General features: G+C 58.7%; 24 protein-coding genes. 15 read left to right on the forward strand and 9 right to left on the reverse strand.

The features are described from left to right. Positions 1-260 precede the first annotated feature (260 nt). Both kynB and kynA read left to right on the forward strand, forming a co-directional pair. Positions 261-926, forward strand: coding sequence for an arylformamidase (kynB, locus tag ACA079_RS03355; RefSeq protein WP_497702572.1), 666 nt, complete (start codon positions 261-263; stop codon positions 924-926). Then, a complete protein-coding gene (gene kynA, locus ACA079_RS03360; RefSeq protein ID WP_497702573.1) occupies positions 923-1,777 on the forward strand; it encodes a tryptophan 2,3-dioxygenase in 855 nt (284 codons plus the stop codon). Before kynB ends, kynA begins: the two co-directional genes overlap by 4 nt. Before the next feature lie 64 nt (positions 1,778-1,841). On the opposite strand, the gene ACA079_RS03365 is transcribed toward kynA, so the two are convergent. From ACA079_RS03365 to antA, 4 genes are read right to left on the reverse strand one after another with little or no spacing between them, the layout of a single operon-like run. Next, positions 1,842-3,245 carry an amino acid permease gene (locus tag ACA079_RS03365; protein WP_497702574.1) on the reverse strand — a complete coding sequence of 468 codons (1,404 nt, stop codon included), beginning with the start codon at positions 3,243-3,245 and terminating at the stop codon, positions 1,842-1,844. Between the two features lie 43 nt (positions 3,246-3,288). Then, positions 3,289-4,308 (reverse strand): anthranilate 1,2-dioxygenase electron transfer component AntC, encoded by a 1,020-nt coding sequence (antC, locus tag ACA079_RS03370; RefSeq protein WP_497702575.1) that lies wholly within the window; start codon positions 4,306-4,308, stop codon positions 3,289-3,291. Between the two features lie 18 nt (positions 4,309-4,326). Continuing rightward, positions 4,327-4,818, reverse strand: a complete 492-nt coding sequence (gene antB, locus ACA079_RS03375; RefSeq protein ID WP_497702576.1) for an anthranilate 1,2-dioxygenase small subunit — start codon at positions 4,816-4,818, stop codon at positions 4,327-4,329. A gap of 2 nt (positions 4,819-4,820) precedes the next feature. Further along, positions 4,821-6,209: an anthranilate 1,2-dioxygenase large subunit gene (antA, locus tag ACA079_RS03380; protein ID WP_497702577.1), complete on the reverse strand. Its 1,389-nt coding sequence runs from the start codon at positions 6,207-6,209 to the stop codon at positions 4,821-4,823. A gap of 384 nt (positions 6,210-6,593) precedes the next feature. On the opposite strand from antA, the gene ACA079_RS03385 reads away from it, so the two are divergent. Further along, complete coding sequence (locus ACA079_RS03385; RefSeq protein ID WP_497702578.1) at positions 6,594-7,607, forward strand: AraC family transcriptional regulator; 1,014 nt, start codon at positions 6,594-6,596, stop codon at positions 7,605-7,607. Positions 7,608-7,655: 48 nt separating this feature from the next. Here the strand turns inward: ACA079_RS03385 and ACA079_RS03390 are convergent, their stop codons facing one another. After that, complete coding sequence (locus tag ACA079_RS03390; RefSeq protein WP_140681733.1) at positions 7,656-8,129, reverse strand: Lrp/AsnC family transcriptional regulator; 474 nt, start codon at positions 8,127-8,129, stop codon at positions 7,656-7,658. A 220-nt stretch (positions 8,130-8,349) separates the two neighbouring features. On the opposite strand from ACA079_RS03390, the gene kynU reads away from it, so the two are divergent. From kynU to ACA079_RS03405, 3 genes are all read left to right on the forward strand, one after another. Continuing rightward, positions 8,350-9,600 carry a kynureninase gene (kynU, locus tag ACA079_RS03395; protein WP_497702579.1) on the forward strand — a complete coding sequence of 417 codons (1,251 nt, stop codon included), beginning with the start codon at positions 8,350-8,352 and terminating at the stop codon, positions 9,598-9,600. 103 nt (positions 9,601-9,703) lie between these two features. Continuing rightward, positions 9,704-11,017 carry an OprD family porin gene (locus tag ACA079_RS03400; RefSeq protein WP_497702580.1) on the forward strand — a complete coding sequence of 438 codons (1,314 nt, stop codon included), beginning with the start codon at positions 9,704-9,706 and terminating at the stop codon, positions 11,015-11,017. A gap of 88 nt (positions 11,018-11,105) precedes the next feature. Further along, a complete protein-coding gene (locus tag ACA079_RS03405; RefSeq protein ID WP_497702581.1) occupies positions 11,106-12,515 on the forward strand; it encodes an amino acid permease in 1,410 nt (469 codons plus the stop codon). 31 nt (positions 12,516-12,546) lie between these two features. Here ACA079_RS03405 and ACA079_RS03410 read toward each other — a convergent pair whose 3' ends face one another. The 3 genes from ACA079_RS03410 to ACA079_RS03420 all read right to left on the reverse strand — a co-directional run bounded on the left by ACA079_RS03410 (position 12,547) and on the right by ACA079_RS03420 (position 14,487). Beyond that, positions 12,547-12,918 carry a MerR family transcriptional regulator gene (locus ACA079_RS03410; RefSeq protein ID WP_497702582.1) on the reverse strand — a complete coding sequence of 124 codons (372 nt, stop codon included), beginning with the start codon at positions 12,916-12,918 and terminating at the stop codon, positions 12,547-12,549. A 63-nt stretch (positions 12,919-12,981) separates the two neighbouring features. After that, the gene (locus tag ACA079_RS03415; protein WP_497702583.1) at positions 12,982-13,557 is read right to left on the reverse strand and encodes an NAD(P)H-dependent oxidoreductase; all 576 of its coding nucleotides are present in this window, start codon (positions 13,555-13,557) and stop codon (positions 12,982-12,984) included. Positions 13,558-13,602: 45 nt separating this feature from the next. Next, positions 13,603-14,487, reverse strand: coding sequence for a LysR family transcriptional regulator (locus ACA079_RS03420; RefSeq protein ID WP_497702584.1), 885 nt, complete (start codon positions 14,485-14,487; stop codon positions 13,603-13,605). A 221-nt stretch (positions 14,488-14,708) separates the two neighbouring features. Between ACA079_RS03420 and ACA079_RS03425 the strand changes: the two genes are divergently transcribed. Beyond that, positions 14,709-15,473: a sulfite exporter TauE/SafE family protein gene (locus ACA079_RS03425; protein ID WP_497702585.1), complete on the forward strand. Its 765-nt coding sequence runs from the start codon at positions 14,709-14,711 to the stop codon at positions 15,471-15,473. On the opposite strand, the gene ACA079_RS03430 is transcribed toward ACA079_RS03425, so the two are convergent. Beyond that, positions 15,463-15,777: a putative quinol monooxygenase gene (locus tag ACA079_RS03430; RefSeq protein ID WP_497702586.1), complete on the reverse strand. Its 315-nt coding sequence runs from the start codon at positions 15,775-15,777 to the stop codon at positions 15,463-15,465. The genes ACA079_RS03425 and ACA079_RS03430 overlap by 11 nt on opposite strands. Positions 15,778-15,937: 160 nt before the next feature. Here ACA079_RS03430 and mdaB point away from each other — a divergent pair, with 160 nt between their 5' ends. The 8 genes from mdaB to ACA079_RS03470 all read left to right on the forward strand — a co-directional run bounded on the left by mdaB (position 15,938) and on the right by ACA079_RS03470 (position 24,596). After that, on the forward strand, positions 15,938-16,528 hold the full coding sequence (gene mdaB / locus ACA079_RS03435) for an NADPH:quinone oxidoreductase MdaB (RefSeq protein ID WP_497702587.1): 591 nt from the start codon (positions 15,938-15,940) through the stop codon (positions 16,526-16,528). Positions 16,529-16,673: 145 nt separating this feature from the next. Next, positions 16,674-17,585: a LysR substrate-binding domain-containing protein gene (locus ACA079_RS03440; protein ID WP_497702588.1), complete on the forward strand. Its 912-nt coding sequence runs from the start codon at positions 16,674-16,676 to the stop codon at positions 17,583-17,585. Between the two features lie 103 nt (positions 17,586-17,688). Further along, positions 17,689-18,582, forward strand: a complete 894-nt coding sequence (locus tag ACA079_RS03445; protein ID WP_497702589.1) for an NAD-dependent epimerase/dehydratase family protein — start codon at positions 17,689-17,691, stop codon at positions 18,580-18,582. 208 nt (positions 18,583-18,790) lie between these two features. Further along, entirely contained in the window at positions 18,791-20,236 is a 1,446-nt protein-coding gene (locus ACA079_RS03450; protein ID WP_497702590.1) for a SulP family inorganic anion transporter, read from the forward strand. A 186-nt stretch (positions 20,237-20,422) separates the two neighbouring features. Continuing rightward, positions 20,423-21,772 (forward strand): GntP family permease, encoded by a 1,350-nt coding sequence (locus tag ACA079_RS03455; RefSeq protein WP_008149082.1) that lies wholly within the window; start codon positions 20,423-20,425, stop codon positions 21,770-21,772. A 15-nt stretch (positions 21,773-21,787) separates the two neighbouring features. After that, entirely contained in the window at positions 21,788-22,648 is an 861-nt protein-coding gene (locus ACA079_RS03460) for a MurR/RpiR family transcriptional regulator (RefSeq protein ID WP_497702591.1), read from the forward strand. A 1-nt stretch (position 22,649) separates the two neighbouring features. After that, positions 22,650-24,107: an N-acyl-D-amino-acid deacylase family protein gene (locus ACA079_RS03465; protein ID WP_497702592.1), complete on the forward strand. Its 1,458-nt coding sequence runs from the start codon at positions 22,650-22,652 to the stop codon at positions 24,105-24,107. A gap of 120 nt (positions 24,108-24,227) precedes the next feature. Further along, positions 24,228-24,596, forward strand: coding sequence for a glyoxalase superfamily protein (locus ACA079_RS03470; RefSeq protein WP_497702593.1), 369 nt, complete (start codon positions 24,228-24,230; stop codon positions 24,594-24,596). Positions 24,597-24,598: the final 2 nt, after the last annotated feature.

Consider the following 24,598-nt stretch of genomic DNA (forward strand, 5'->3'; position numbering starts at 1 on the left):
GAAGTCGCACCCTATAGGGCTTGGTCCGGCACCAGTTGTCTGTGCTCGACATTGAGGTATCCAGAAGCGCAGCGGCCATCGTCTATTCAAACAACGCTCGACGGTGGAAACCGGCGATGGGCACGTTGAAATTTCCTCTCGATAAACCGCCGATTCCTGGCAGTTTGTGCGAAAGCCCCAGGCTTTTCCGAACGTTTTTGCAAGAACATGCACAGGTATCACTCGTATCATTCACTTCGGAAAAGGCCGAGAGCTTTGCAATGAAGAAAACAATGTCGTGGTGGGACATCAGCCCGCCCTTGAGTACCGCAACACCGACCTGGCCGGGTGATACGCCGTTCCAGGAGGAACGCGTCTGGACCTTCGGGCCTGAATGCCCGGTGAATGTCGGGCGTATCACGTTGTCGCCGCACACCGGCGCTCACGTCGATGCGCCGCTGCACTACAGCGCGGAGGGAGCAGCCATTGGCGATGTGTCGCTCGATGTCTATATCGGGCCTTGCCGGGTGTTGCATTGCCTGGACAGCGGCCGACTGGTGCAGCCTGAGCAATTGGAGAGTCGTCTGGACAACCTGCCCGAACGTGTCCTGCTGCGCACGTATCGACAAGCGCCGCTGACCAACTGGGACCCGGATTTCACCGCCGTCGCCAAAGACACCGTCGACCTGCTCGCCAGTCTCGGCGTGCGCTTGATCGGTATCGATACGCCATCGCTGGACCCGCAGCAATCCAAGACCATGGATTCGCACAACGCCGTGGCCCGTCACGGCATGGCTATTCTCGAAGGCATCGTGCTCGATGAGGTCCCGGAAGGGGACTATGAATTGATCGCGCTGCCGCTGCGCTTTGCCAACCTCGACGCCAGCCCGGTGAGGGCAATTTTGCGTCCATTGAATTCACCGCAACGTGAGGAGCCTGCTCAATGAGCCAATGTCCCTATTCACCTGCCAACCAGACAGAGGAATGGCATAACGCCGAGCTGAATTTTTCTGATTCCATGAGCTACGGCGACTACTTGGATCTGGGGCGCATTCTCAGTGCACAGCACCCGTTGTCGCCGGACCATAACGAGATGCTGTTCATCATCCAGCACCAGACGTCCGAGTTGTGGATGAAGCTGATGTTGCACGAGCTCAAGGCTGCCCGCGAACACGTCCGGCTGGGAGAGTTGCCGCCGGCCTTCAAGATGCTGGCGCGGGTCTCGCGGATTTTTGATCAACTGGTGCATGCCTGGACGGTGCTGGCTACCATGACACCCACCGAATACCATTCAATCAGGCCTTTTCTGGGGCAGTCGTCCGGTTTTCAGTCGTTTCAATACCGTGAGATCGAGTTCATTTTGGGCAACAAAAGCGCGACCCTGTTGCGCCCCCACGCCCATCGGCCGGAACTGTTGGAGGAGCTTGAAAAGGCGATCGCTACCCCTTCGCTGTATGACGAAGCGATTCGATTGATGGTCAGCGCGGGTCTGAAGATTGACCCACAGCGTTTCGAGCGTGACCCAACCCGCCCGACAGAGCATGACGCCTCGGTCGAAGCCGCCTGGCGCGAGGTCTACAAAGATCCTTCGCTTTATTGGGATCTCTATCAACTGGCCGAAAAGCTCATCGACCTCGAGGATTCGTTCCGTCAATGGCGCTTCCGCCATGTCACCACGGTTGAGCGGATCATTGGCTTTCAACCAGGAACCGGCGGCACTGAAGGTGTCGGTTATCTGCGCAAAATGCTCGATACCGTGCTGTTCCCGGAGTTGTGGCGGGTGCGTTCGACCCTTTGATCCCGTCCGTATAAAAAAGCCCCGGCATTCATTGAATGCCGGGGCTTTTTGTTGAGCTCCGGGACTATTGAGCGACTGGCAAGCCTCGATCCCTCGCTACACGCATCCGATAGAACACGTAGATGATCAAGACCCAGACCGGGATGGCGAAGACCGAGGCGCGTATCCCCGGAATCATCCACATCACGCAGATGATCATGGCCATGAACGCCAGGCACAGGTAGTTGCTGAAGGGAAACCAGAACGACTTGAAGCTTGGCACGATGCCTTGCTGGCCCATGATTTTACGAAACTTCAGGTGGGTCAGGCTGATCAGCGTCCAGTTAATCATTAGCGAGGCGACCACCAGTGCGAACAGCAACTCCAGCGCTTCATGGGGCGCGAGGTAGTTGACCAGCACGGATAACATAGTGATCAGCGCCGAGATACCCAGCGCCCGCAATGGCACGCCCTGTTTGTTCAGTTTCATCAGCGACTTCGGAGCGTCGCCCTGTTCGGCCAGGCCGTAGAGCATGCGGCTGTTGCAGTAGACGCCGCTGTTGTAAACCGAGAGCGCCGCGGTCAGTACCACGAAATTGAGGATATGTGCGGCGGTGTCGCTGCCGATCAGCGAGAAGATCTGCACGAACGGGCTGCCACTGTAGGCATCGCCCGAAGCGCCCAGGGTCTGCAGCAGTTGATCCCACGGATACAGCGAAAGCAGCACGGTGAGTGCGCCGACGTAGAAGATCAACACGCGATACACCACCTGGTTGATCGCCTTGGGAATCACCTTCCTCGGTTCGCTGGCTTCAGCGGCAGTGATGCCGACCAGCTCCAGGCCACCAAAGGAGAACATGATGAACGCCATCGACATCAGCAAACCGGTGGTGCCGTTGGGGAAGAAACCGCCGTGACTCCACAGGTTACTGACCGAAGCTTGCGGGCCCCCGGAGCCGCTGAACAGCATGTAGCAACCCAGGGCGATCATGCCGATGATCGCCACGACCTTAATGATCGCGAACCAGAACTCCATCTCGCCGAAGACTTTGACGTTCATCGTATTGATCAGGTTGACCAGCACGAAGAACACCGCCGCGCTGACCCAAGTGGGGACTTCCGGCCACCAGAACTGCACGTACTTGCCGACAGCCGTCAGCTCGGCCATGCCCACCAGCACGTACAGCACCCAATAGTTCCACCCGGACAGAAATCCGGCATAACCGCTCCAATACTTGTGGGCGAAATGGCTGAACGAACCGGCCACCGGCTCTTCGACAATCATTTCGCCCAACTGGCGCATGATCAGGAAGGCAATGAACCCGGCAATCGCATAGCCGAGGATCATCGACGGCCCGGCCGACTTGAGTACGCCGGCAGAGCCCAAAAACAGCCCGGTGCCAATTGCCCCGCCCAATGCGATCAGTTGAATATGACGATTTTTCAACCCACGCTTGAGCGTTCCCTGTTGCAAGAATTCATCCGCCATCTCGTTCCCTTCTGATTATTGTTGTCAGGCCTGATTTGAAAGATCAGATATTACTCTCGGTGAATTTTTCGTAATACAGGTGCACGCTGTCCAGTGCCTGAGTCTGCAACCAGCTCTTGATCGACTCGACCATGGGCGGTGGCCCGCAGACGTACATGTCGATCGGTGCGTCGCGCAGTTCACTGGTGTCGAAATGCTCGGCAATGTAGCCGCGCTTTCCTGCCCATTGTGGCGAAGGATCGCTGACGACCTCAGTGTAGCGAAACCCCGGAATGCGCTCGGCATAGGCCTCGATGCGTGTGCGTTCGCACAGATCGGCAGCGTCTCGCACGCCATAGTACAAATGCACCGGTTGCGCGCATCCGCGCTCGGCGAGTTCGTCGAGCATACCCAGCAGCGCGGAAAGCCCGGTTCCGCCGGCCACCAGGATCAGCGGTTTGGCGATGTGCCGCAGATAGAAGGCGCCCAGCGGTGCCTCCAAGGCGATTTCGTCACCCACCTGACAGCGTTCACGGATGTAGTTACTCATCACACCGTCGGGCAGCAAGCGAATCAGGAACTGCAGCTGATTGCTGTCGCTCGGTCGATTGGCGAACGAGTAGGAGCGCTTGCTTTGAGTCCCAGGGATCAGCAACCGGGCGTATTGCCCCGGCAAAAAATCCAGCAAGGCTGTCGTGCCGAGATCCAGATGCAGGATCGCGGTACTGGCCGAGACCTGCCTGATTTCAGTGACTTTGCCGTTGAGTTGCACGGGGCCCGAGGCATTGCACAGGCTGGAAGCGAAGTCGAAATAAAATGCCGCGTCGGACTTCACCCGAGTCTGGCAGGTGAGCATTTTGCGTTGTTGCAGGTCCTGGTTGGAGAGGGCTTCCTCATCCACATAGTCCTGGCTGTAGTCGCCCGATTCGCAGCGACCCTGGCACGTTCCGCAGACGCCTTCGCGGCAATCCAGAGGAATGTTGATGCCATTGCGCAGGGCGGCGTCGAGCAGTATTTCGTTAGGCTGTACGGGAAAGAACAGCGTTTTGCCGTCGGCAAAGCTGAACGCGACCTTGTGGTTCATGCCCCGGTCTCCATGGTTTCAGAGGTGGTAGAAATCGAGCACCGAGTTGATGGTGTCGTTGAGCAGCAGGACATGCTTGCGGGTGATCAGCCAGCTACCTGCGTGAGGCTTGAGGCGATAGGTCGCGCGGCCGTAGAACTGTTCGGACGTGGCCAGGCGATAGAACAAGGTGTGCCAGTTCAGACGCACCTCCAGCTCGCCGCCCTCGACCTCTTCGATTCGCACGTTGTTGATCAGGTGCAAGGTGCGCGGCATCGGCGTCGAGGACGCGGATTTGCCAGTGCGCAGGCGGAACACGCGGTCCTCCAGACCGGAGCGATTGGGGTAGTAGATCAGCGACATTTCGCGCTTGGGGTCGACGGTGTAAACGTGTTCCGAGTCCCATTGCGGCAGGTGAAACTCGCTGTGCTCGTCGAACAGCTTGATATAGGCGTCCCACTCCTGGGCGTCGCACAGTTCGGATTTGCGATAGAAAAACTGTTCGATCTGGTACTGCAATTGCGCATTCATGTTCACACCTCACGTAACTTCAGGGATTTCGCTTCCAGGCCATCGAGCAGGAATTTCTGCCAGTTGCTGTGCTGGTTGACGTAAAGCCCTTCGTGGGTGAATTCGGTGCCGGTCATGGCCGGGTCGATGCCGATCGACTCGCTGTTGGGCGTGGCGCCGGTTGCCCATTGGTGACTGCCACGGGAAATATCGCTCCAGCGTTCCAGGCGCGCCTGGAAACCACGCTGGGCTTCGCGGAACTCCACCAGGTCATCCGGAGTGCCCAGGCCGGACACGTTGAAGAAGTCTTCGAACTGACGAATCCGGTTTTCACGATCCGCGTCCGACTCGTTTTTGACGCCCAGGCACTGGCTGATGATTTCGGTCTTGTTCCAGGCCATCGGGCGGATAATGCGCAGTTGCGAGCTGATCTGATCGAGGAAAAACAGGCTCGGATAAATGTTCAGATTACGCAGTCGGTGCATCATCCACTCGGCTTTTTCCTGACCGTGTTCTTCGATCAGCCGCGGCATGATCGTGGCGTAACCGGAGCGCACCGTCGGGTTTGGCATGTCACTGAACAGCAGGCTGTGGCCGTTATCGAAGGCGAACCAGCCGTCATCGGTATTGGCGTCGCCGGCGCCGAGTTTGCTGTAGTCGAGGGTGGTGCCGCTGCTAGTGCCGTTCTCGCTGTTGACCTGCTGGCGGTGTTGCACGGTGGCCACGTAGTTGTAGTGGACAGTGCTGACGTGATAACCGTCGAGGCCGTTTTCGTTCTGCAATTTCCAGTTGCCGTCATACGTGTAGGCCGACTTGCCGGGCAGCACCTCCAGCTCACCGGTCGGCGATTGGGCAACCATCATGTCGAAGAACACTTTGGCGTCGCCGAGGAAGTCTTCGAGGCTGTTATCGGCATGAACATCCAGGCTGATAAACACAAACCCCTTGTAGCTCTCGATGCGTGCTTTTTTCAGGCCGCGTGTGGCCTTGTCGAACCCTTCGGGGTATTCGCCGGGCGCCTTGACCTTAACCAGGCGGCCGTCGCTTTTGTAGCACCAGGCGTGGAACGGGCAGGTGAAGGTCGACTGGTTGCCCTTGCCGACGCGGGTCAGAGTTGTGCCGCGATGCTGGCAGGCGTTGATCAACGCATTGAGCTGACCGTCACCGTCGCGGGTGATGATCATTGGCTGGCGGCCGGCGCGCATGGTGACGAAGTCGTGATGGTTGGCCAACTCACTTTCGTGACAGGCATAGATCCAGTTCTTCTCGAAGATCAGTTCCATCTCCAGATCGAACAACTGCGGTTCGGTGAAAATGTCCCGGGCGATCCGGAACACGCCGTCTGCCGGACGGAAGTCCAGGCAGCCTTCGATAAACGCTTTCCACTGCTCGACGTTTTTTTCGCCACTCATGGGTGTGTACCTTTTTTATTCGGGCCAATCGGTTGCGCTCATTAGAGAGAGTGGGGCGGGCAGGGGTCTATCCGGTTTGTCGACGAAGGCAGTCCATAAAATTTGTGCGGTAACACCCTCGTATCGAGCTGGGCAGGTACTACTCAAACAGTGCGCGAAGCGATGGACGGCTGCACCTGATTGCAGCAATCAGGTACTGTTTTGCGGGACGTCGGATGCTGTTCGATGGCGCTTGCGGGCTTCAAACCGGGCGCGTTGTCCGCTTAGTAGATGATTGCTATCCGCTGGGTTGGTACCGTCGTTTTGTGGCTTGGAACTTGCTCTTTCCTGCCTGATACGCGCCGTCAGAGCGCGCTTGAAAAATATCGCCGTGGGTGCCCCGTGATGAGTAGCAAAACTGATCCGCAGTTTCGCGACATTCGTATTGATAGCTTTGACGTTGAGGGAGCGCGGAACTGGATGTCCGGTATCTGCGGGCCCCATCGACTCGTGACCACCACTCCGGAGCGGATCCGCTTTCATCACAGCGCCAATGTGTTCAAGTCGATGGCCACAACCCTGGGCACGATTGAGTACGGTACCGACGTCACCGTCGATATCGAAGACCCCGAGCACTTCAGCAGTTACAGCCTGAGTTTGCCGTTGGTGGGCGAGCAGGAGCTGAGCAAGAACGGCAGCGTGGTGAAGTCCAATCGCGATCAAGGGGTGATCATTTCGCCGAATGAAAACCAGGTGCTGACGATCTCCGGCGATTGTCGCAAGGTCCAGGTGGTGATCACCCGCGCCGCCATGAGTGAGTCTCTGGAAGGCATGCTGCAGCGACCGCTGGATGCGCCGCTGCGTTTCGAGTCGGTGATGGATGCGGTCGACGGGGCGTCGGCATCATGGTGGCGCATGGCGCGTTATTTCATCACCGAACTGGAACGCAGCAGCGAACTGTATGAACAGGTGGCCTTCACCCGGGATGTCGAAAGCTCTTTGATCAAGGGGCTGATCCTCGCCCAGCCGAACAATTATTCCGAAGAACTGCGAGACGTGTTGGGCGTGAAGCTGCCGCACTATCTGATCCGGGCCCGGCAATACATTCACGCAAACGCCCGGGAAGCTCTGCATCTGGAAGACATCGAAGCCGCGGCCGGAGTCTCGCGCTTCAAATTGTTCGAAGCGTTCAAGAAGTACTTCGCGCTATCGCCGATGGTCTACCTGAAAAAATACCGCTTGAACGCCGTGCGTCAGGACATTCTTGAGCACGGTTCTGCGCGCAATATTTCCGAGATCGCCATGGGGTGGGGCTTCACGCACCTTGGGCGTTTTTCTGCCGAGTACCGCAAGTTGTTCGACGAATCCCCAAGCATGACTTTGCAGCGTAACGAAGCCCGGCGCATGCGCGGCTTCTGAGGATTACGACGTCCAGGGAGTTGTCGATATCTCCCTGGCGGTTTCTTTTTACTTACGCACCACCAGATCAAGCAACTCCTCTCGCTCCTTGATTTTTTGCAGGACGATTTCCGAGCGGATATCGGTGACACCTGCTGTGCGGTTCAAATGGTTGACGATGAAATCGGAGAAGTGTTTGAGGTTGCGCGCCTGGACCCGCAAAACATAGTTGCTCGCGCCGGTAATCACATAAGCGGTGACCACTTCCGGCCACAACTGAACTTTCTTGATGAAGGTCTCGTGCCAGTCCTCGACGTCCTGTCGCAACGATACATGGACGATGGCTTCCAGTTCGATTCCCAGCCGTTCGGCATTCAGTACCGCGCGATAGCCGGTGATGATTCCCTCACTTTCCAACAGGCGCAAACGGCGTAAACACGCCGACGGCGACAGGGCGACTTTCTCCGCCAATTCCTGATTGCTGATGCGGCCATCCTGTTGCAGTTGGTGCAGGATTCGCAGGTCTGTCGAGTCGAGATTCATAGTTGGAATAAATCCGCGTTTATTGGGGTTAGATTCGAATTTTCTGCGAGATAACTACTATAAGACCGCTCACTTTGCACGAAAATTCTCTAAAACATCGTTCATTATTTCTCCGCCGAGAAGGGGCGGAAAGCGCCTGAAACATGGCACTGAAACCTTGGATCGACCCGATTATCGCGATCTGCCCGGACGGCATGTCATTCAAAAAACAGGACACTCAATGACGACAAGAAACGATTGCCTGGCGCTTGATGCTCAGGATGCTCTGGCGCCACTGCGTCAGCAATTTGCACTGCCCGAAGGCGTGATCTATCTGGACGGCAACTCCCTGGGCGCGCGACCGGTTGCCGCATTGGCGCGTGCTCAAGCGGTGATCGCCGAAGAATGGGGCAATGGTCTGATCCGCAGTTGGAACAGTGCTGGCTGGCGCGACCTGTCCGAGCGTCTGGGCAACCAATTGGCCGGGCTGATTGGCGCCCGTGACGGTGAAGTGGTGGTGACCGACACCACCTCGATCAACCTGTTCAAGGTGCTCAGCGCCGCCCTGCGGGTGCAGGCCACTCGGTCGCCGAAACGGCGAGTGATCGTCACCGAATCCAACAATTTCCCGACCGATTTGTACATCGCCGAAGGTCTGGCCGACATGCTGCAACAGGGCTACACCTTGCGCCTGGTCGGTAGTCCCGAGGAGCTGCCGCAAGCAATAGACCAGGACACCGCTGTGGTAATGCTCACCCACGTCAACTACAAGACGGGCTACATGCACGACATGCAGGCCATGACCGCGCTGACCCACGAGTGTGGCGCGTTGGCCATCTGGGACCTGGCGCATTCCGCCGGTGCGGTGCCGGTCGACCTGCATCAGGCACGTGCCGATTACGCCATCGGCTGCACCTACAAGTACCTCAATGGCGGTCCAGGCTCGCAAGCATTTGTCTGGGTGTCGCCCGATCTGTGTGATCTGGTGGCGCAGCCGTTGTCTGGCTGGTTCGGGCATTCGCGGCAGTTTGCCATGGAACCTTGCTACGAGCCGAGCAAGGGTATCGCTCGTTATCTGTGCGGTACCCAGCCGATCACTTCGTTGGCGATGGTCGAGTGCGGTCTGGAAATTTTCGCCCAGACCGACATGGCCAGCCTGCGCTGCAAATCCCTGGCGCTGACTGACTTGTTCATCCAGTTGGTCGAGCAGCGTTGTGCCGCACATGAGCTGACGCTGATCACCCCGCGCGAACACACCAAGCGTGGCAGCCACGTCAGCTTCGAACATCCCGAAGGTTACGCGGTGATCCAGGCTCTGATCGCCCGTGGTGTGATCGGTGACTACCGCGAGCCGCGGATCATGCGCTTCGGCTTCACCCCGCTGTACACGACCTTCACCGAGGTCTGGGATGCGGTGCAGATCCTGGGCGAAATTCTTGATCAGAAAACCTGGTCGCAAGCGCAATTCCAAGTACGCCATAGCGTCACCTGAACCTCCGTCGTCCTTGTCCTGCTGCCGGGCTTTACCGGCAGCAGGGTTTCGGTCGCCTCCAATAAAAAGTTCTGTGAAAACACAATAATAAGGAGCACGCAGAATGAAACTGTTCCTCTGGCCCGCCTTGCCGCTCGCCATCACTAGTTGTCTCGGTCAAATGGCCTGCGCCGCCTCCGACAATGGATTCGTCGAAGACAGCAGCCTGACCCTGACTAACCGTAACTTCTATTTCTACCGCAACAACCTCAATAATCCTGGCGGTCAGAACTATCGGGACGAATGGGCTCACGGGATCATGCTCGATTACCGCTCCGGCTATACCCAGGGCACCGTGGGTTTCGGCATCGATGCCTATGCGCAACTGGGCATCAAACTCGACAGCGGCAGGGGCCGAACTGGCACCGGTTTGCTGCCGGTCGATTCCGATGGTCGCCCCGAGGATGAGTATTCCGAAGCGGGCGGTGCGCTCAAGGCGCGGATCTCGAAGACCGAACTCAAGTACGGCAACCTGACCCCGCTTAACCCGGTGTTCGGTACCGGCAATGCGCGACTGTTCACCCCTCAGGCCAATGGCTTTCAGCTGACCAGCAACGAATTGAAAGGGCTGATGTTCGACGCCGGACACTTCACTTCGGGTAACGACAGTACCTCGACCAACGACGATGGCGCCCTCAAGGCGCTGTATGCCGGGGTGGAAACCCGCAGCGTCGATTATCTGGGCGGCAGCTATGCGCTGAGTGATCAATTGAACGTCAGCCTGTACGGTTCACAATTCACCGATATCTGGCGGCAGTACTACGCCAATACCAACTACAGTTTCGCGCTGAGTGAAAACCAGTCGCTGAACCTTGATCTCAATATTTACCGCACCGATGACACTGGTCAGAGTCTGGCCGGCAAGATCGACAACACCACGTGGTCGCTGTCCGCTGCCTACAAGGTCGGCGCACACCGGTTGACCCTGGCGTACCAACGCGTCGATGGCGATGAGCCGTTCGACTATCTGGGTTTCGATCAGCAGCCGGGTACTTCGATTTTTCTCGCCAACTCGATTCAAGTCCTCGACTTCAACGCCCCCAACGAACGCTCCTGGCAATTGCGTTATGACTTGGACATGGCACCTTTCGGCGTGCCGGGCCTAAGTTTCATGTCGCGTTACGTCAGCGGTGACCATATCGACGACAGCCACTACGACGGCGGGGCCAATGGCGCTTATGGACGTTACGGCAGTGACGGCAAGCGCTGGGAACGCGACATTGAAGCGCGCTACGTCGTGCAGTCGGGCAAGGCCAGGGATCTGTCGGTGCGAGTGCGTCAGGCCAGTGTGCGTTCGACCGCTCAGGTGGCCCGGGCGGACACCACCGACAACAACGAAGTCCGGGTGATCATCGAGTATCCGCTGAGTATTTTCTGATCCGTGTCTTGCTGTGTGTGGCTGATCCCCACGGGTAATTACAACGACTTGCTCTCTTCAAGAAAGACAATATTCAGAGGACAGAAAAATGACCGATACCACCGGTTTTGAAAGCATATCCAAACGTGAGCAAGGCCTCAGGCGCCAGCTCACGTCGGGTCAGATGAGCATGATCGCCATTGGCGGCGCGATTGGCACCGGACTGTTTATGGGCAGCGCCTACGCCATTAGCTATGCCGGGCCGAGCGTGCTGCTCAGCTACGCCATTGGCGCGATCATCACCCTGCTGTTGATGGGCTGTCTGGCGGAAATGACCGTCGCCCATTCGACCTCGGGTTCGTTCGGTGCTTATGCCGAATTCTATGTCAGCCCGTTGGCCGGGTTTCTGGTGCGCTATGCCTATTGGGCGGCGATTGTGCTGGCGGTCGGGACGGAAGTGACGGCGGTGGCGATGTACATGAAGTACTGGTTTGCCAACGTGCCGGAATGGATCTGGATCGTCTCGTTTTCCAGCGTCCTGATCGTCCTCAACGCCATCAGCGTGAAGACGTTCGGCACTTTCGAATACTGGTTTTCGACCATCAAGATCGGCGCGATTGTCGGCTTTATCATCCTCGCGGTGTATGTGGTGTTCGGTTCCGGCAACGCGGATTACGGCGTGCACAATTACACCGCCCATGGCGGCTTTTTCCCCAATGGTCTGCAAGGGATGTGGATCGCGGTGATCGTGTCGATCTTCAGTTACTTGAGCGTAGAGATGATCGCGGTGGCCGCCGGTGAAGCGCAGGACCCGGAGCGGGCAGTGAAGAAGGCCTTTCGCGCGACCATCGTGCGGCTGGTGGTGTTTTACCTGCTGACCCTGGCGCTGATGTTGGCCATCGTGCCGTGGGTTCAGGCCGGTCACGCCCAAAGCCCATTCGTCACAGTCATGCAAACCATCGGCATTCCCGGCGCAACCGGGGTGATGAATTTCGTGATTCTGATCGCGGCGTTGTCGGCGATGAACAGCCAGCTCTACATCACTACGCGCATGATGTTCAGCCTGTCCCGTGGCGGCTATGCACCCAAATCCATGGGCGTATTGAGCAAGACCGGGATCCCGCTGAATGCCCTGTTGCTGTCGAGTTCGGGCATTGCCCTGGCGACCTTGCTGAACGTTCTGTACCCGGAAAGTTCGTTCACCTTGATGATGGCGATTTCTATGTTCGGCGCTATTTTCACCTGGTTCATGATCTTCCTGACCCACTACTGTTTCCGTCGCTACCACGAGCGCAATGGCGAACGAAAACTGTCTTTCCGTATGCGCCTGTTTCCGTACACCACCTTGTTGGGGTTGGTGCTGATGGGCGCGGTGATGATCACCACCTACTTCACCGAAGCCTTCAAGATGACCCTGGTGTTCGGTGTGCCTTTCCTGCTGGTCCTCATGGTTGTCTACGGCCTCTTTTTCAGAAAACCCAAGGCGGCCGGGGCATTGAGTCCGCTGCCAAAGGTTTAGACAGGAGATGCCTGGTGTCGGCCGGTGGTTTTCACAGACTGCCGAGCCGGCATTGATCCTGAGCACTCTTGAGGTTCGCCTCGAAGGCTTCCAGCCCGCAATGGAGTTGCTGCAGTGCGCTGATACTGTCCATCAGTTCGCGTTTCTTGTCCGCAATGGCTACTCGAGCAAGCTCCCACGGAAGTGCCTCGCCCCGGTGTTGTTGAAACATCGCCTGCAACTCTTTGAGCCTGAAACCCAGTTGTTGAGCACACTTGATGAAGATCAGCAGCTCGACGCTTTGCTGGTTGTAGATCCGGTATTTGCCCTGGCGCTGTGCGGGCGGTAACAAGCCGATGGCTTCGTAGTGGCGGATACTCTTGACTGTGCTTCCCGACAGCCGCGCAGCTTTGCCGATGTACATGAAAAATCCCTTTTTTGAATGTCCCTGAGTGCGCCCCAAAGGCCAGCGCATTATCCGGGAGATTCAACGGCTGGCGATAGCGTTCGCTTGTTTGAGCCACGTCTCCCGTTGCGCTGCTTTGGAGCCGAGAATCGGCCCGAAAGTGAGGGTCCTGGTTGGCTTGATGCCGCAGAATTCCAGGGTGGTTTTGCGTATCTGGTGCAGCCCGGGCATGCGATAGATCCAGCGGTAATACCAGGGTGGCGTGTCCATGGTCACCAACAAATGGGCGCTGCGACCGTGCAGGAGTTTGTCGGGAAAGGCTTTGCCTTCGCGGTATTTGAACGCGAAACCCGGCAGGAACACCCGATCGAAAAAACCCTTTAGCAATGCCGGAATTCCGCCCCACCAGATCGGATAAACCAGCGTCAGGTGCTCGGCCCACAGGATGTCGGTCTGCGCCTGACGCAAGTCGGCTTCCAGTGGCTGGACCTGTTGATAACCTTCACGCAGCACCGGGTCAAAGTCCATGGCGCCCAGAAACAACTGGCGCACCTCATGCCCGGCGCGCACCGCCGACTGTGCGTAACGTTCGGCGAGTGCGCCGCAGAAACTGTTGCTCGACGGATGACCCAGAATCACCAGAATTCGTTTGCCCATCGTCTCTGTCCTTGAAGATGAAAACTCAAGGGTAAAGTCTGCCCCTCAGGGGAGAGTCAAGGCGTGCAACAGGGCCTTCGCATAACCTGGCAGCGTCTCAAAGTCCCGTGCACAGAGCAGGAGTTTGCGTTGAGCCCAAGATTCTTGCAGGGCGAGGCGCTTGAAGGATTGTTCACCACGCCAGCGCTCAACCGCCGCCAGGGGCACGATCGCCAGCCCGGCCCCCCGAGCGACCATGCGCATCACACCCTCGAAACCGTCGGCGCGGATGCGGATTTGCATGCGTGACCCGGTGTGCAGCGCCTGTTCTTCCAGGTACACCGCCAACGCGCTGTTGGCGTTCAGGCCAACGTAGTCGTGGTGCAAGGTGTCGCTGAAGCTCACGACACCTGCGTGTGCCAAAGGATGGTCGGGGGGCATGATCAGCACCAGCGGATCGTCGCGAAACGGGCGGGTCTGCAGGTCATCGGTGTCCACGGCGTCAGAGACGATGCCCAGGTCTGCCGCACCTTGGCGCAAGGCGTGAGTGATGCGTGTGCTGGGCAATTCTTGCAGGTCGATGTCGAGATTGGGATGGTCGCGCAGAAAGTCCGCGAGCAACTCCGGCAGGTATTCGGTGATTGCCGTGGTGTTGCACAACAACCGCACTTGGCCTTTGACGCCGTTGGCGTATTCGGCCAGATCCTGCTGCATGCGTTCAGCTTGTTGCAGCAGAACGCGGGCGTGTTGCGCCAGAGCATTGCCGGCCGGGGTCGGGCTGACACCGCGGCGACCTCGCTCCAGGAATTCGATACCCAACGAAGCCTCCATAGCGCGGATGCGCGCACTCGCCGCCGCCAGGGATAGATGGCTGCGAGCGGCGCCGGCGGTGATGTTGCCGCTGTCGAGGATGTTCAGGTAGAGGCGCAGGTCGGTCAGGTCGAAGTGCATCGGCAACCTCTTGATCTATGTTGTCTGGAAGGCCGCTATCGCGAGCAAGCTCGCTCCCACAGTGGACCGAGTCGGTGCGGATGACGCGGTCACCTGTGGGAGCGAGCTTGCTCGCGATAGCGGCCTTCAAAACGACGAAGTTTTCAGCCTATTGCTTGACGAGAGGCTGCCTCAGTATATGGCAGATTTTCAAGCAGCCGATCCAGGCCCACGATAGCGCCATGAATACTCTCGCCGCGTTCTATCAAAACCTCGGTCTGGCCCTTTCAATGCTGGTCATCGCTACCTTTCTGCTGGCCGGCATGATCAAGGGCGTGATCGGTCTGGGACTGCCGACCATCGCGATGGGTTTGCTCGGTCTGGCTATGGCGCCGTCGCAGGCTGCCGCGCTGCTGATCATCCCCGCAACCCTCACCAATGTCTGGCAATTGGCATTCGGTGGGCATCTGCGAGGGTTGATCAAACGGTTGTGGCCGATGCTGTTGGCGATTTTCATCGGCACCGGAGCCGGCACGTTGTGGATCGGCATGGCGGGTGGTCATTGGGTCGTGCGGGGATTGGGCGCGGCTCTGTTGCTCTATGCGTTGAGCGGATTGTTACTGCCGACCTTGCGTGTCGGCCGTCACACCGAGCGCTGGCTCGGTCCACTTTGCGGCTTGTTGACGGGCGTCATCACCTCGGCCACCGGCGTCTTCGTGATTCCGGCCGTGCCTTATCTGCAAGCGTTGGGCTTGAGCAAGGATGAACTGGTGCAGACGCTGGGTCTGTCGTTCACCGTTTCGACCCTGGCCTTGGCCGCCGGCCTGTTATGGCGCGGTGCGCTGGGCGGCGGCGAGTTAACTGCGTCGTTGCTGGCGCTGATCCCGGCGGTGCTCGGCATGTTGCTGGGGCAATGGCTGCGTCAGCGGATCAGCGCCGTACTGTTCAAGCGTGTGTTCTTCATCGGCCTCGGCGTGCTCGGCGGCCACTTGCTGATCAGCGGGTAGCGGACGACGGGCTGAGCATGTCGATGGCGCGGATTTCGAAATCCCGTTCCAGGTACTCATCGCGCTGCTCGAGGAACTGCTTCATGTGCGGCAGGTTCGAGTGCACGTCGAGGTGAGCCTGGGACTGCCAAATCTCGTAGAAGATAAAGAGCGTCGGGTCCTGTTTGTCGCGCAGCATGTGGTACTCGATGCAACCGGGCTCGGCGCGGCTCGCTTCCACATAAGCGCTGAAAAACGCTTCAAAGGCGTCGGATTTTTCCGGGCGGGTCTTGGCGTGCAGGATGAAGCCTTGCATTTCACTCATTAGAAAACTCCTCAAGTTCAGAATCGGCGCAAGTCTATGGCAACAATCGCGTGTCGATTCGTGCGTATTGGTCAAATGAATTTTGTGAATTCAGCGCTTATTCCGCGCGAGGCAGATCGCTACTCTGCCGCCATCGAATTCCAACCTTCCGAGACTTCCCATGAAAAAAGTCCTGTTGCTCAATGGCGGCAAAAAATTTGCCCACTCCGATGGCCGCTACAACGCCACCCTGCATGAAGCCGCGCTGAGCGTGCTGGATCGCGGCGGTGTCGACGTGAAAGCCACCTTCATTGACGAGGGTTACGACGTCGCCGAAGAAGTCGCCAAATTCCTCTGGGCCGACGTGATCATTTATCAGATGCCTGGCTGGTGGATGGGCGCGCCCTGGACCGTCAAGAAGTACATCGACGAAGTCTTCACCGAAGGCCATGGCAGCCTGTACGCCAGTGACGGTCGCACCCGTTCCGACGCCTCGCAAAAGTACGGCAGCGGTGGTCTGTTGCAGGGTAAGCAATACATGTTGTCGCTGACCTGGAACGCGCCGCAGCAAGCCTTCGACGATCCGACCGACTTCTTCGAAGGCAAGGGCGTGGACGCGGTGTACTTCCCGTTTCACAAGGCCAACACCTTCCTCGGCATGACCGGTTTGCCGACTTTCCTGGCCGTCGATGTAATGAAGCGCCCGAACATCGAAGCCGATATCGCGCGCTATGAGCAGCATTTGACCGATGTGTTCGGTCTGCCGGCGTAAGCGTTTCGGGCTACTATCCGTCGCAACGGCCGGAAAGATCGCAGCCTTCGGCAGCTCCTACAGGTGTACGCATAATCATGTAGGAGCTGCCGAAGGCTGCGATCTTGGCGATTGATGCCACTCTGATTCGCGAAAGAGGACACACGTGAAAGCCAGATCCGATGAGTTGCAGATTTTCGTCTGCGTGATTGAGTGCGGATCGATTTCCGCTGCGGCCGAACAGGTCGGGCAAACGCCTTCGGCGGTCAGCCGTACGCTGTCGCGGCTGGAGGCGAAACTCGATACCACGCTGATCAACCGCACCACGCGGCGCATGGACCTGACCGAAGAGGGCAAGTATTTCTTCGAACACTCCAAGCTGATTCTCGATCAGATGGACGAGCTCGAAGAGCGCCTGACCTCCCGTCAGCAAACACCGTCCGGGCGTCTGCGGATCAATGCCGCATCGCCGTTTATGCTGCACGCGATCGTGCCGTACATCGACGAATTCCGCCGCCTCTACCCGGACATCCAGCTGGAACTCAACAGCAACGATTTGATCATCGATTTGCTGGAGCAAAGCACCGACATCGCCATCCGCATCGGCACGCTCGCCGACTCGACCTTGCACGCTCGATCGCTGGGTTGCAGTCCGCTGCACATCGTCGCCAGCCCGGCGTATCTTGAAAAACACGGCGTACCGGCTGAAGTGGCGGACTTGTCCGGGCACACGCTGCTGGGTTTTACCAACAACGAAGGTCTCAACCAATGGCCGTTGCGCTACGTTCACGGTGATCGCTGGCCGATTCAGGCTTCAATCAGCGCCTCCAGCGGCGAGACGATCAGGCACTTGGTGCTGGAAGGCCAAGGCATTGCCTGCCTGTCGCATTTCATGACGATTGATGACATCCGCGCCGGGCGTTTGCAGGTGCTGCTGGGGGATTTCAACAGCGGTTATCGTCAGCCGATCAACGCGGTGTACTACCGTAACTCGCAACTTGCGCTACGGATTCAATGCTTCCTGGACTTTATCCAGGGCAAATTGGCGGCTTACGCGAACGCGGACTTCAAGGGCTGATTCGTGATCCCTGCGCAAGAGTGAATTGGGCAACGCCGTCTGTTTCCGCAGGCATCGGTCCTCGATACTGGCTGCATCACTTATTAACGCAGGGAGTCTCTCCATGAACGTATTCATTACCGGCGCTGCAGGTTTTATCGGCGGCTCCATCGCCACTGGCCTGGTCCAGGCTGGCCACAAGGTGACAGGCCTGGTTCGCAGCACCGAACAAGCCAATGAACTGAGCGCTCTGGGCATCACCCCGGTTATCGGCACGCTTGACGACAGCGCACTACTGGCCGAACAGGCCCGTGCTGCCGATGCCGTGATCAACGCCGCCAGCAGCGACCATCGCGGCGCGGTGGACGCGTTGCTCAATGCACTTCGCGGTTCCAACAAAGTGTTCTTGCACACCAGCGGTTCGAGCATTGTCGGTGATGCGTCGGGCGGCAAATCCAGCGACGTTATCTATTACGAAGACAATCTGCCGGAGCCGACCGTCGACAAGGCTGCTCGCGTGGCCATCGACAACTTGATCCTCGCCGCAGCAAAGGACGGGGTGAACTCGGCAGTGATCTGTAACACCCTGATTTACGGTCACAGCCTGGGTGTGAAACGCGACAGTGTGCAGTTGCCACGCTTGCTGAAACAGGCGCGTAAAAGTGGTGTGGTCCGGCATGTCGGAACCGGCCAGAACATCTGGTCCAACGTGCACATCGAAGACGTGGTTTCCCTGTACCTGCTGGCGCTGACCAAAAACGTACCGGGCACCTTCTACTTCGTCGAAAGCGGTGAAGCGTCGTTCATCGAGATGACCACTGCGATTGCCCAAGCGCTGAATCTGGGTGAGCCACAAGACTGGCCGCTGAAGGATGCCGAAGCCGAGTGGGGTTATGAAATGGCCAACTATGGCCTGGGCTCCAACAGCCGGGTTCGCGGTAAAAAGGCGCGGGAGTTGCTGGGCTGGGCGCCGAAGCGGACTTCGGTGATTGAATGGATTCGTGACGAGATGGTGTGAGTTCGCTTTAAACCGCGTCATCGTTCATCGCGAGCAAGCTCGCTCCCACATTTGATCTCTATACGGCACAGATTTTGTGTACGACGAAGATCCACTGTGGGAGCGAGCTTGCTCGCGATTGCGTTTTCAGCAGCCCAACAACTGGCCGGGCCGCCCTCAATTCCGTAACATCCGCCCCCTCTTTTCCCGCCTGTATTTTAGGTCAGCCATGAAACCCCAACGTCTGCGCGCCGATACCCTGGCCGGGCTCACCACGTCTTTCGCCCTGCTACCCGAATGCATCGCCTTCGCGCTGGTTGCTCACCTCAATCCATTGATGGGGCTTTACGGGGCTTTCATCATTTGCACGTTGACCGCGCTTTTCGGTGGGCGGCCGGGCATGGTGTCTGGCGCCGCTGGGTCGATGGCCGTGGTGATCGTCGCGCTGGTGGTGCAGCACGGTGTGCAGTATCTGCTGGCCACCGTTCTGCTGGGTGGGCTGATCATGTTGGCGTTCGGGTTGCTGAAACTGGGCAAGCTGGTGCGCATGGTGCCGCACCCGGTGATGCTCGGCTTCGTCAACGGCCTGGCGATCATTATTGCCCTGGCGCAGCTGGAACACTTCAAGAGCGGCGACGTCTGGCTTAGCGGCACGCCGCTGTACCTGATGGCAGGGCTGGTTGCCGTGACGATGGCCATCGTTTACTTGCTGCCGCGTCTGACGCGCGCCGTGCCGCCGGCGCTGGTGGCGATTCTGGGTGTTGGTCTGGCGGTTTATCTGCTCGGTCTGCCGACCCGCACCTTGGGCGACATGGCGCACATCGCCGGTGGCTTGCCGACCTTTGCGCTGCCAGACATCCCCTGGAGCCTGGAAACCCTGCGCATCATCGCCCCTTACGCGATATTGATGGCGTTGGTCGGTCTGCTGGAAACCTTGCTGACCCTGAACCTTACCGATGAGATCACCGAGAGCCGTGGTTACCCGGATCGCGAGTGTGTGGCGCTTGGGGCGGCCAACATGGTCTCTGGTGTATTCGGCGGTATGGGCGGTTGCGCCATGATCGGCCAGACTGTGATCAACCTCAGTTCCGGCGGGCGCGGTCGGCTGTCCGGTGTGGTGGCCGGTGTACTGATTCTGCTTTTCATATTGTTTTTGTCGCCGCTGATCGAGCGCATCCCGCTGGCCGCATTGGTCGGGGTGATGTTCGTGGTGTCGCAGCAGACGTTTGCCTGGGCCTCGCTTCGGGTGGTGAACAAGGTGCCGCTGAACGACGTATTGGTGATCATCGCGGTAACGGTCATTACGGTGTTCACCGATCTGGCCACCGCCGTGCTCTGCGGGATCATCATTGCGGCGCTCAACTTTGCCTGGCAACAGGCCCGCGAGCTTTATGCAGACAGTCACCTCGAAGCCGATGGCAGTAAGCTTTACCTTCTGCATGGCACGTTGTTCTTCGCCTCGACTGCGCCTTTTCTCAACCAATTCGATCCCGCCAATGACCCGTCCGTGGTGACGATCGACTGTCGCCACTTGAGCTTCGTCGACTACTCGGCTATCGCCGCGCTCAAGACCCTGCGCGAGCGCTACGCCAAGGCTGGCAAACAGCTGCGCGTGCTGCACTTGTCCGAACGCTGCAAGAAACTGCTCAAGCGCGCTCGCGTCAATCACGACTAACGCCAATCCCGGCAGGCGTGATGAAAATCCGCCTGCCCGATTTTCATAACACACGACCCCGCATACCTCTGCGCGACAACCCTTACCCCTCAACGAAAATTACTTTCACCTCGTTTGAAAATCACACCTCGAAATGTTTTATGAGTTTCACAACCCATTCGACGTGACCCTTTCGAGGAGTACCGCATGACACCGTCCTTCGGCTATTGGCTGCTGGTTTACGCCGCCATCGCCATCATCGCGCTGATCGTTCTGATCGCCCGTTACCGGCTCAATCCGTTCATTGTTATCACCTTGGTGTCCATCGGCCTGGCGCTGCTGGCGGGGATGCCGCCGTCGGGCGTGGTGGGGGCGTACGAGGCGGGCGTCGGCAAGACGCTGGGCCATATCGCCCTGGTGGTCGCACTGGGCACGATGCTCGGCAAAATGATGGCCGAGTCCGGCGGTGCCGAGCAGATGGCGCGTACGTTGATCGACCGCTTCGGTGAGAAAAATGCGCACTGGGCGATGGTCTGCATCGCTTTTCTTGTAGGACTGCCGCTGTTCTTCGAAGTCGGTTTTGTACTGCTGGTGCCGATTGCTTTCACCGTGGCGCGGCGCGTGGGCGTTTCGATTCTGATGGTCGGTTTGCCGATGGTCGCCGGGCTCTCGGTGGTCCACGCCCTGGTGCCGCCGCACCCGGCGGCGATGCTGGCAGTGCAGGCTTATCAGGCCTCGGTGGGGCAGACCTTGCTCTATGCGATCCTGATCGGGATTCCGACCGCGATCATCGCCGGCCCCCTCTACGCCAAGTTCATTGTGCCGCGCATTCAACTGCCGGAAGATAACCCGCTGGAGCGTCAGTTCCTCGAGCGTGAACCGCGCGACAGCCTGCCGGGTTTCGGCATCACCATGGCGACCATTCTGCTGCCCGTGGTGCTGATGCTTGTGGGTGGCTGGGCCAATCTGATTTCTACGCCGGGCAGCGGCTTCAATCAGTTTCTGTTGTTCATCGGCAATTCGGTGATCGCCTTGCTGCTGGCGACTTTACTGAGTTTCTGGACCCTCGGTCTGGCCCAGGGCTTCAACCGCGAATCGATCCTCAAATTCACCAACGAATGCCTGGCACCGACCGCCAGCATCACCCTGCTGGTGGGCGCAGGCGGTGGCTTGAACCGGATTCTGGTGGACGCTGGCGTCACCGACCAGATCGTCAGCCTGGCCCAGGTATTCCACCTGTCGCCGCTGTTGATGGGCTGGCTGTTTGCTGCGTTGATGCGCATCGCCACCGGTTCTGCCACCGTGGCCATGACCACCGCGTCGGGCATCGTCGCGCCGGTGGCCATTGGTCTGGGTTATCCCCATCCGGAGCTGTTGGTGCTGGCGACGGGCGCGGGGTCGGTTATCTTTTCCCACGTCAATGACGGCGGCTTCTGGTTGATCAAGGAATACTTCAACATGACCGTCGCCCAGACCTTCAAGACCTGGACGGTGCTCGAGACCATTATCTCGGTGGTCGCCTTCGGTCTGACCGTGGGTCTTTCTTATCTGCTTTAGCCGGAGCCGCCTGCCATGGACATCCTCTACCAGATCCGCGCCCGTCAGGATTCCTTCAGCGCCGGCGAAGGACGCATCGCTCGGCTGATGCTCGACGACGTAGGATTTGCCTCCGCCGCCAGTCTCGATGAACTGGCGCTGAGAGCGGAAGTCAGCACCGCCACGCTCTCGCGTTTCGCCCGTACGGTCGGCTGCCGCGACTTGCGCGACCTGCGCCTGCAACTGGCTCAGGCCAGTGGTGTCGGCAGTCGTTTTCTCGACCCTGCGAGTGCGCCCGAGCAGTCGGCGTTTTACGGGCAGATCGTCGGCGATATCGAGTCGACATTGCGTCAGCATCTGTCGGCCTTCGACGAATCACGTTTCGCCGACGCGGTGAAACTGCTGGGCAAGGCGCGGATGATTCACGCCTTCGGCATGGGCGGTTGCTCGACCTTGTGCAGTGATGAATTGCAAGTGCGGCTGGTGCGTTTCGGCTACCCGATTGCGGTGTGCCACGACCCGGTGATGATGCGCGTTACTGCCGCCAGCCTCGATGCCGAACGCGCAGTTATTGCCTGCTCGCTGACCGGCATCACCCCCGAACTCATTGAAGCTGTCGAGCTGGCCCGTAACTACGGCGCACGGATTATCGCCATCACCCGGGCTGACTCGCCGCTGGCGCAATTGGCTGATGTGCTGCTGCCGCTGCAAGGCGTCGAAACCTCGTTCATCTACAAACCCACGGCGGCGCGCTACGGCATGTTGCTGGCCATCGATGTGCTTGCCACCGAGCTGGCGCTGGCCAATCCTGAAGACAATCAAGAACGTCTGCGGCGGATCAAACTCGCCCTGGACGATTACCGCGGCGGCGACGATCACTTGCCGCTGGGAGACTGACATGATGTACGACACGCTGATCCGCAACGCCCTGATTATCGACGGCAGCAACGCGCCCGGTTATCCCGCCGACGTGGCGATTCTGAACGGTCGCATCGAGCGTATTGGCGACTTGCACGATGCCAACGCCACCGAAGAAGTCGACGCCGCCGGCCGCGTGTTGGCGCCAGGTTTCATCGACGTGCACACCCACGACGACACCGTGGTGATCCGCCAGCCGCAGATGCTGCCCAAGCTCAGCCAGGGCGTGACCACAGTGATTGTCGGTAACTGCGGGATCAGCGCTTCGCCGGTGAGTTTGCGCGGCGATCCGCCCGATCCGATGAACCTGCTCGGCACCGCAGCAGCGTTCGTTTATCCGAGGTTCAGCGACTACCGCGCAGCCGTCGAAGCGGCAAATACCACGCTGAACGTGGCCGCACTGGTCGGCCACACGGCGCTGCGCAGCAACCACCTCGACGATCTGTTTCGCACTGCCACGCCGGACGAAATCAGCGCGATGCGCGAGCAACTGCGCGACAGTCTTGAGGCCGGTGCGTTGGGCCTGTCCACGGGGCTTGCCTATGCCAATGCCTTCTCGGCTTCCACCGACGAAGTTATGCAACTGACTGAAGAGCTGACCGCCTTCGGAGCGGTCTACACCACCCATTTGCGCAGCGAATTCGAGCCGGTGCTGGAGGCTATGGACGAGGCATTCCAGATCGGCCGTCATGCCAAAACACCGGTGATCATTTCCCACCTCAAATGTGCGGGCGCCGGTAACTGGGGGCGTAGTCCGCAACTGTTGGCGTCCCTCGAACACGCGGCGAAAACCCACCCGGTGGGCTGCGACTGTTATCCCTACGCGGCAAGTTCATCGACGCTGGACCTCAAGCAAGTCACCGACGCCCATCGCATCACCATCACCTGGTCCACGCCGCACCCTGAAGTGGGTGGCCGTGACCTGATGGACATCGCCGCCGAGTGGGGCGTGCCGCTACTTGATGCCGCTCGACGCCTGCAACCGGCCGGCGCGGTGTACTACGGAATGGACGAGGCGGATGTACGAAGAATCCTCGCGCATCCGCTGTCGATGGTGGGCTCTGACGGATTGCCGGAAGACCCGTTCCCGCATCCACGCTTGTGGGGAGCATTCCCACGCGTGCTCGGACATTTCAGTCGCGACGTTGGGCTGTTTCCGCTGCATACCGCCGTGCACAAGATGACGGGGTTGTCGGCGGCGCGATTTGGCTTGAAGGAACGTGGCGAAATCCGTGAAGGACATTGGGCGGATCTGGTGTTGTTCAATCCTGTGACCATTCGCGATGTGGCGGATTTCAATGATCCGCAACGAGCGGCGGAAGGGATTGACGGGGTGTGGGTCAACGGTGTCTTGAGTTACAGCGAAGGCCAGGCAAATGGAAGACGGGAAGGGCGGTTTCTGGCACGGCAAGGGGACTTGCGTGAGGGATTTCAGTAAACATTCCGAGTGCTGCGTCACAGTGATGGCACATTGAGACTAAAGAAAGCCATCGCCAAGCCGAAGCGCTGACATCTCGCCCAGCTACACTCTGGGCCTTATCAGTTTTGGAGCAACTCCATGAGCTTCGGCAAAACCACCCCGATCCTGCGGATTTTCGATGAAATCAAGGCCGTGGAGTTCTACGTCGACTTCCTGGGATTCAAGATCGACTGGCAGCATCGTTTCGAGCCCAACTTTCCGCTGTATCTGCAAGTGTCCCGTGGCGAATGCGTGCTGCATTTGTCCGAGCACCACGGTGACAGTACACCGGGCTCGGCGTTGCGCATCGAGACCGATGAACTGGAAGTATTCCAGCAGCAATTGCTGGCCAAGGCTTACAAATTTGCCCATCCACAAATCCAGGCCATGCCCTGGGGAAGCCAGGACATGACCGTGACTGATCCGTTCGGCAATCGGTTGGTGTTCACCAATGCGATTAGCGTATGAGG

Source organism: Pseudomonas sp. LBUM1645 (genome assembly GCF_059716185.1).

Coding starts and splice junctions, on each gene's coding strand:
- kynB (WP_497702572.1), top strand. CDS start 261: ATGAAGAAAACAATGTCGTGGTGGGACATCAGCCCGCCCTTGAGTACC.
- kynA (WP_497702573.1), top strand. CDS start 923: ATGAGCCAATGTCCCTATTCACCTGCCAACCAGACAGAGGAATGGCAT.
- ACA079_RS03365 (WP_497702574.1), bottom strand. CDS start 3,245: ATGGCGGATGAATTCTTGCAACAGGGAACGCTCAAGCGTGGGTTGAAA.
- antC (WP_497702575.1), bottom strand. CDS start 4,308: ATGAACCACAAGGTCGCGTTCAGCTTTGCCGACGGCAAAACGCTGTTC.
- antB (WP_497702576.1), bottom strand. CDS start 4,818: ATGAATGCGCAATTGCAGTACCAGATCGAACAGTTTTTCTATCGCAAA.
- antA (WP_497702577.1), bottom strand. CDS start 6,209: ATGAGTGGCGAAAAAAACGTCGAGCAGTGGAAAGCGTTTATCGAAGGC.
- ACA079_RS03385 (WP_497702578.1), top strand. CDS start 6,594: ATGAGTAGCAAAACTGATCCGCAGTTTCGCGACATTCGTATTGATAGC.
- ACA079_RS03390 (WP_140681733.1), bottom strand. CDS start 8,129: ATGAATCTCGACTCGACAGACCTGCGAATCCTGCACCAACTGCAACAG.
- kynU (WP_497702579.1), top strand. CDS start 8,350: ATGACGACAAGAAACGATTGCCTGGCGCTTGATGCTCAGGATGCTCTG.
- ACA079_RS03400 (WP_497702580.1), top strand. CDS start 9,704: ATGAAACTGTTCCTCTGGCCCGCCTTGCCGCTCGCCATCACTAGTTGT.
- ACA079_RS03405 (WP_497702581.1), top strand. CDS start 11,106: ATGACCGATACCACCGGTTTTGAAAGCATATCCAAACGTGAGCAAGGC.
- ACA079_RS03410 (WP_497702582.1), bottom strand. CDS start 12,918: ATGTACATCGGCAAAGCTGCGCGGCTGTCGGGAAGCACAGTCAAGAGT.
- ACA079_RS03415 (WP_497702583.1), bottom strand. CDS start 13,557: ATGGGCAAACGAATTCTGGTGATTCTGGGTCATCCGTCGAGCAACAGT.
- ACA079_RS03420 (WP_497702584.1), bottom strand. CDS start 14,487: ATGCACTTCGACCTGACCGACCTGCGCCTCTACCTGAACATCCTCGAC.
- ACA079_RS03425 (WP_497702585.1), top strand. CDS start 14,709: ATGAATACTCTCGCCGCGTTCTATCAAAACCTCGGTCTGGCCCTTTCA.
- ACA079_RS03430 (WP_497702586.1), bottom strand. CDS start 15,777: ATGAGTGAAATGCAAGGCTTCATCCTGCACGCCAAGACCCGCCCGGAA.
- mdaB (WP_497702587.1), top strand. CDS start 15,938: ATGAAAAAAGTCCTGTTGCTCAATGGCGGCAAAAAATTTGCCCACTCC.
- ACA079_RS03445 (WP_497702589.1), top strand. CDS start 17,689: ATGAACGTATTCATTACCGGCGCTGCAGGTTTTATCGGCGGCTCCATC.
- ACA079_RS03450 (WP_497702590.1), top strand. CDS start 18,791: ATGAAACCCCAACGTCTGCGCGCCGATACCCTGGCCGGGCTCACCACG.
- ACA079_RS03455 (WP_008149082.1), top strand. CDS start 20,423: ATGACACCGTCCTTCGGCTATTGGCTGCTGGTTTACGCCGCCATCGCC.
- ACA079_RS03460 (WP_497702591.1), top strand. CDS start 21,788: ATGGACATCCTCTACCAGATCCGCGCCCGTCAGGATTCCTTCAGCGCC.
- ACA079_RS03465 (WP_497702592.1), top strand. CDS start 22,650: ATGATGTACGACACGCTGATCCGCAACGCCCTGATTATCGACGGCAGC.
- ACA079_RS03470 (WP_497702593.1), top strand. CDS start 24,228: ATGAGCTTCGGCAAAACCACCCCGATCCTGCGGATTTTCGATGAAATC.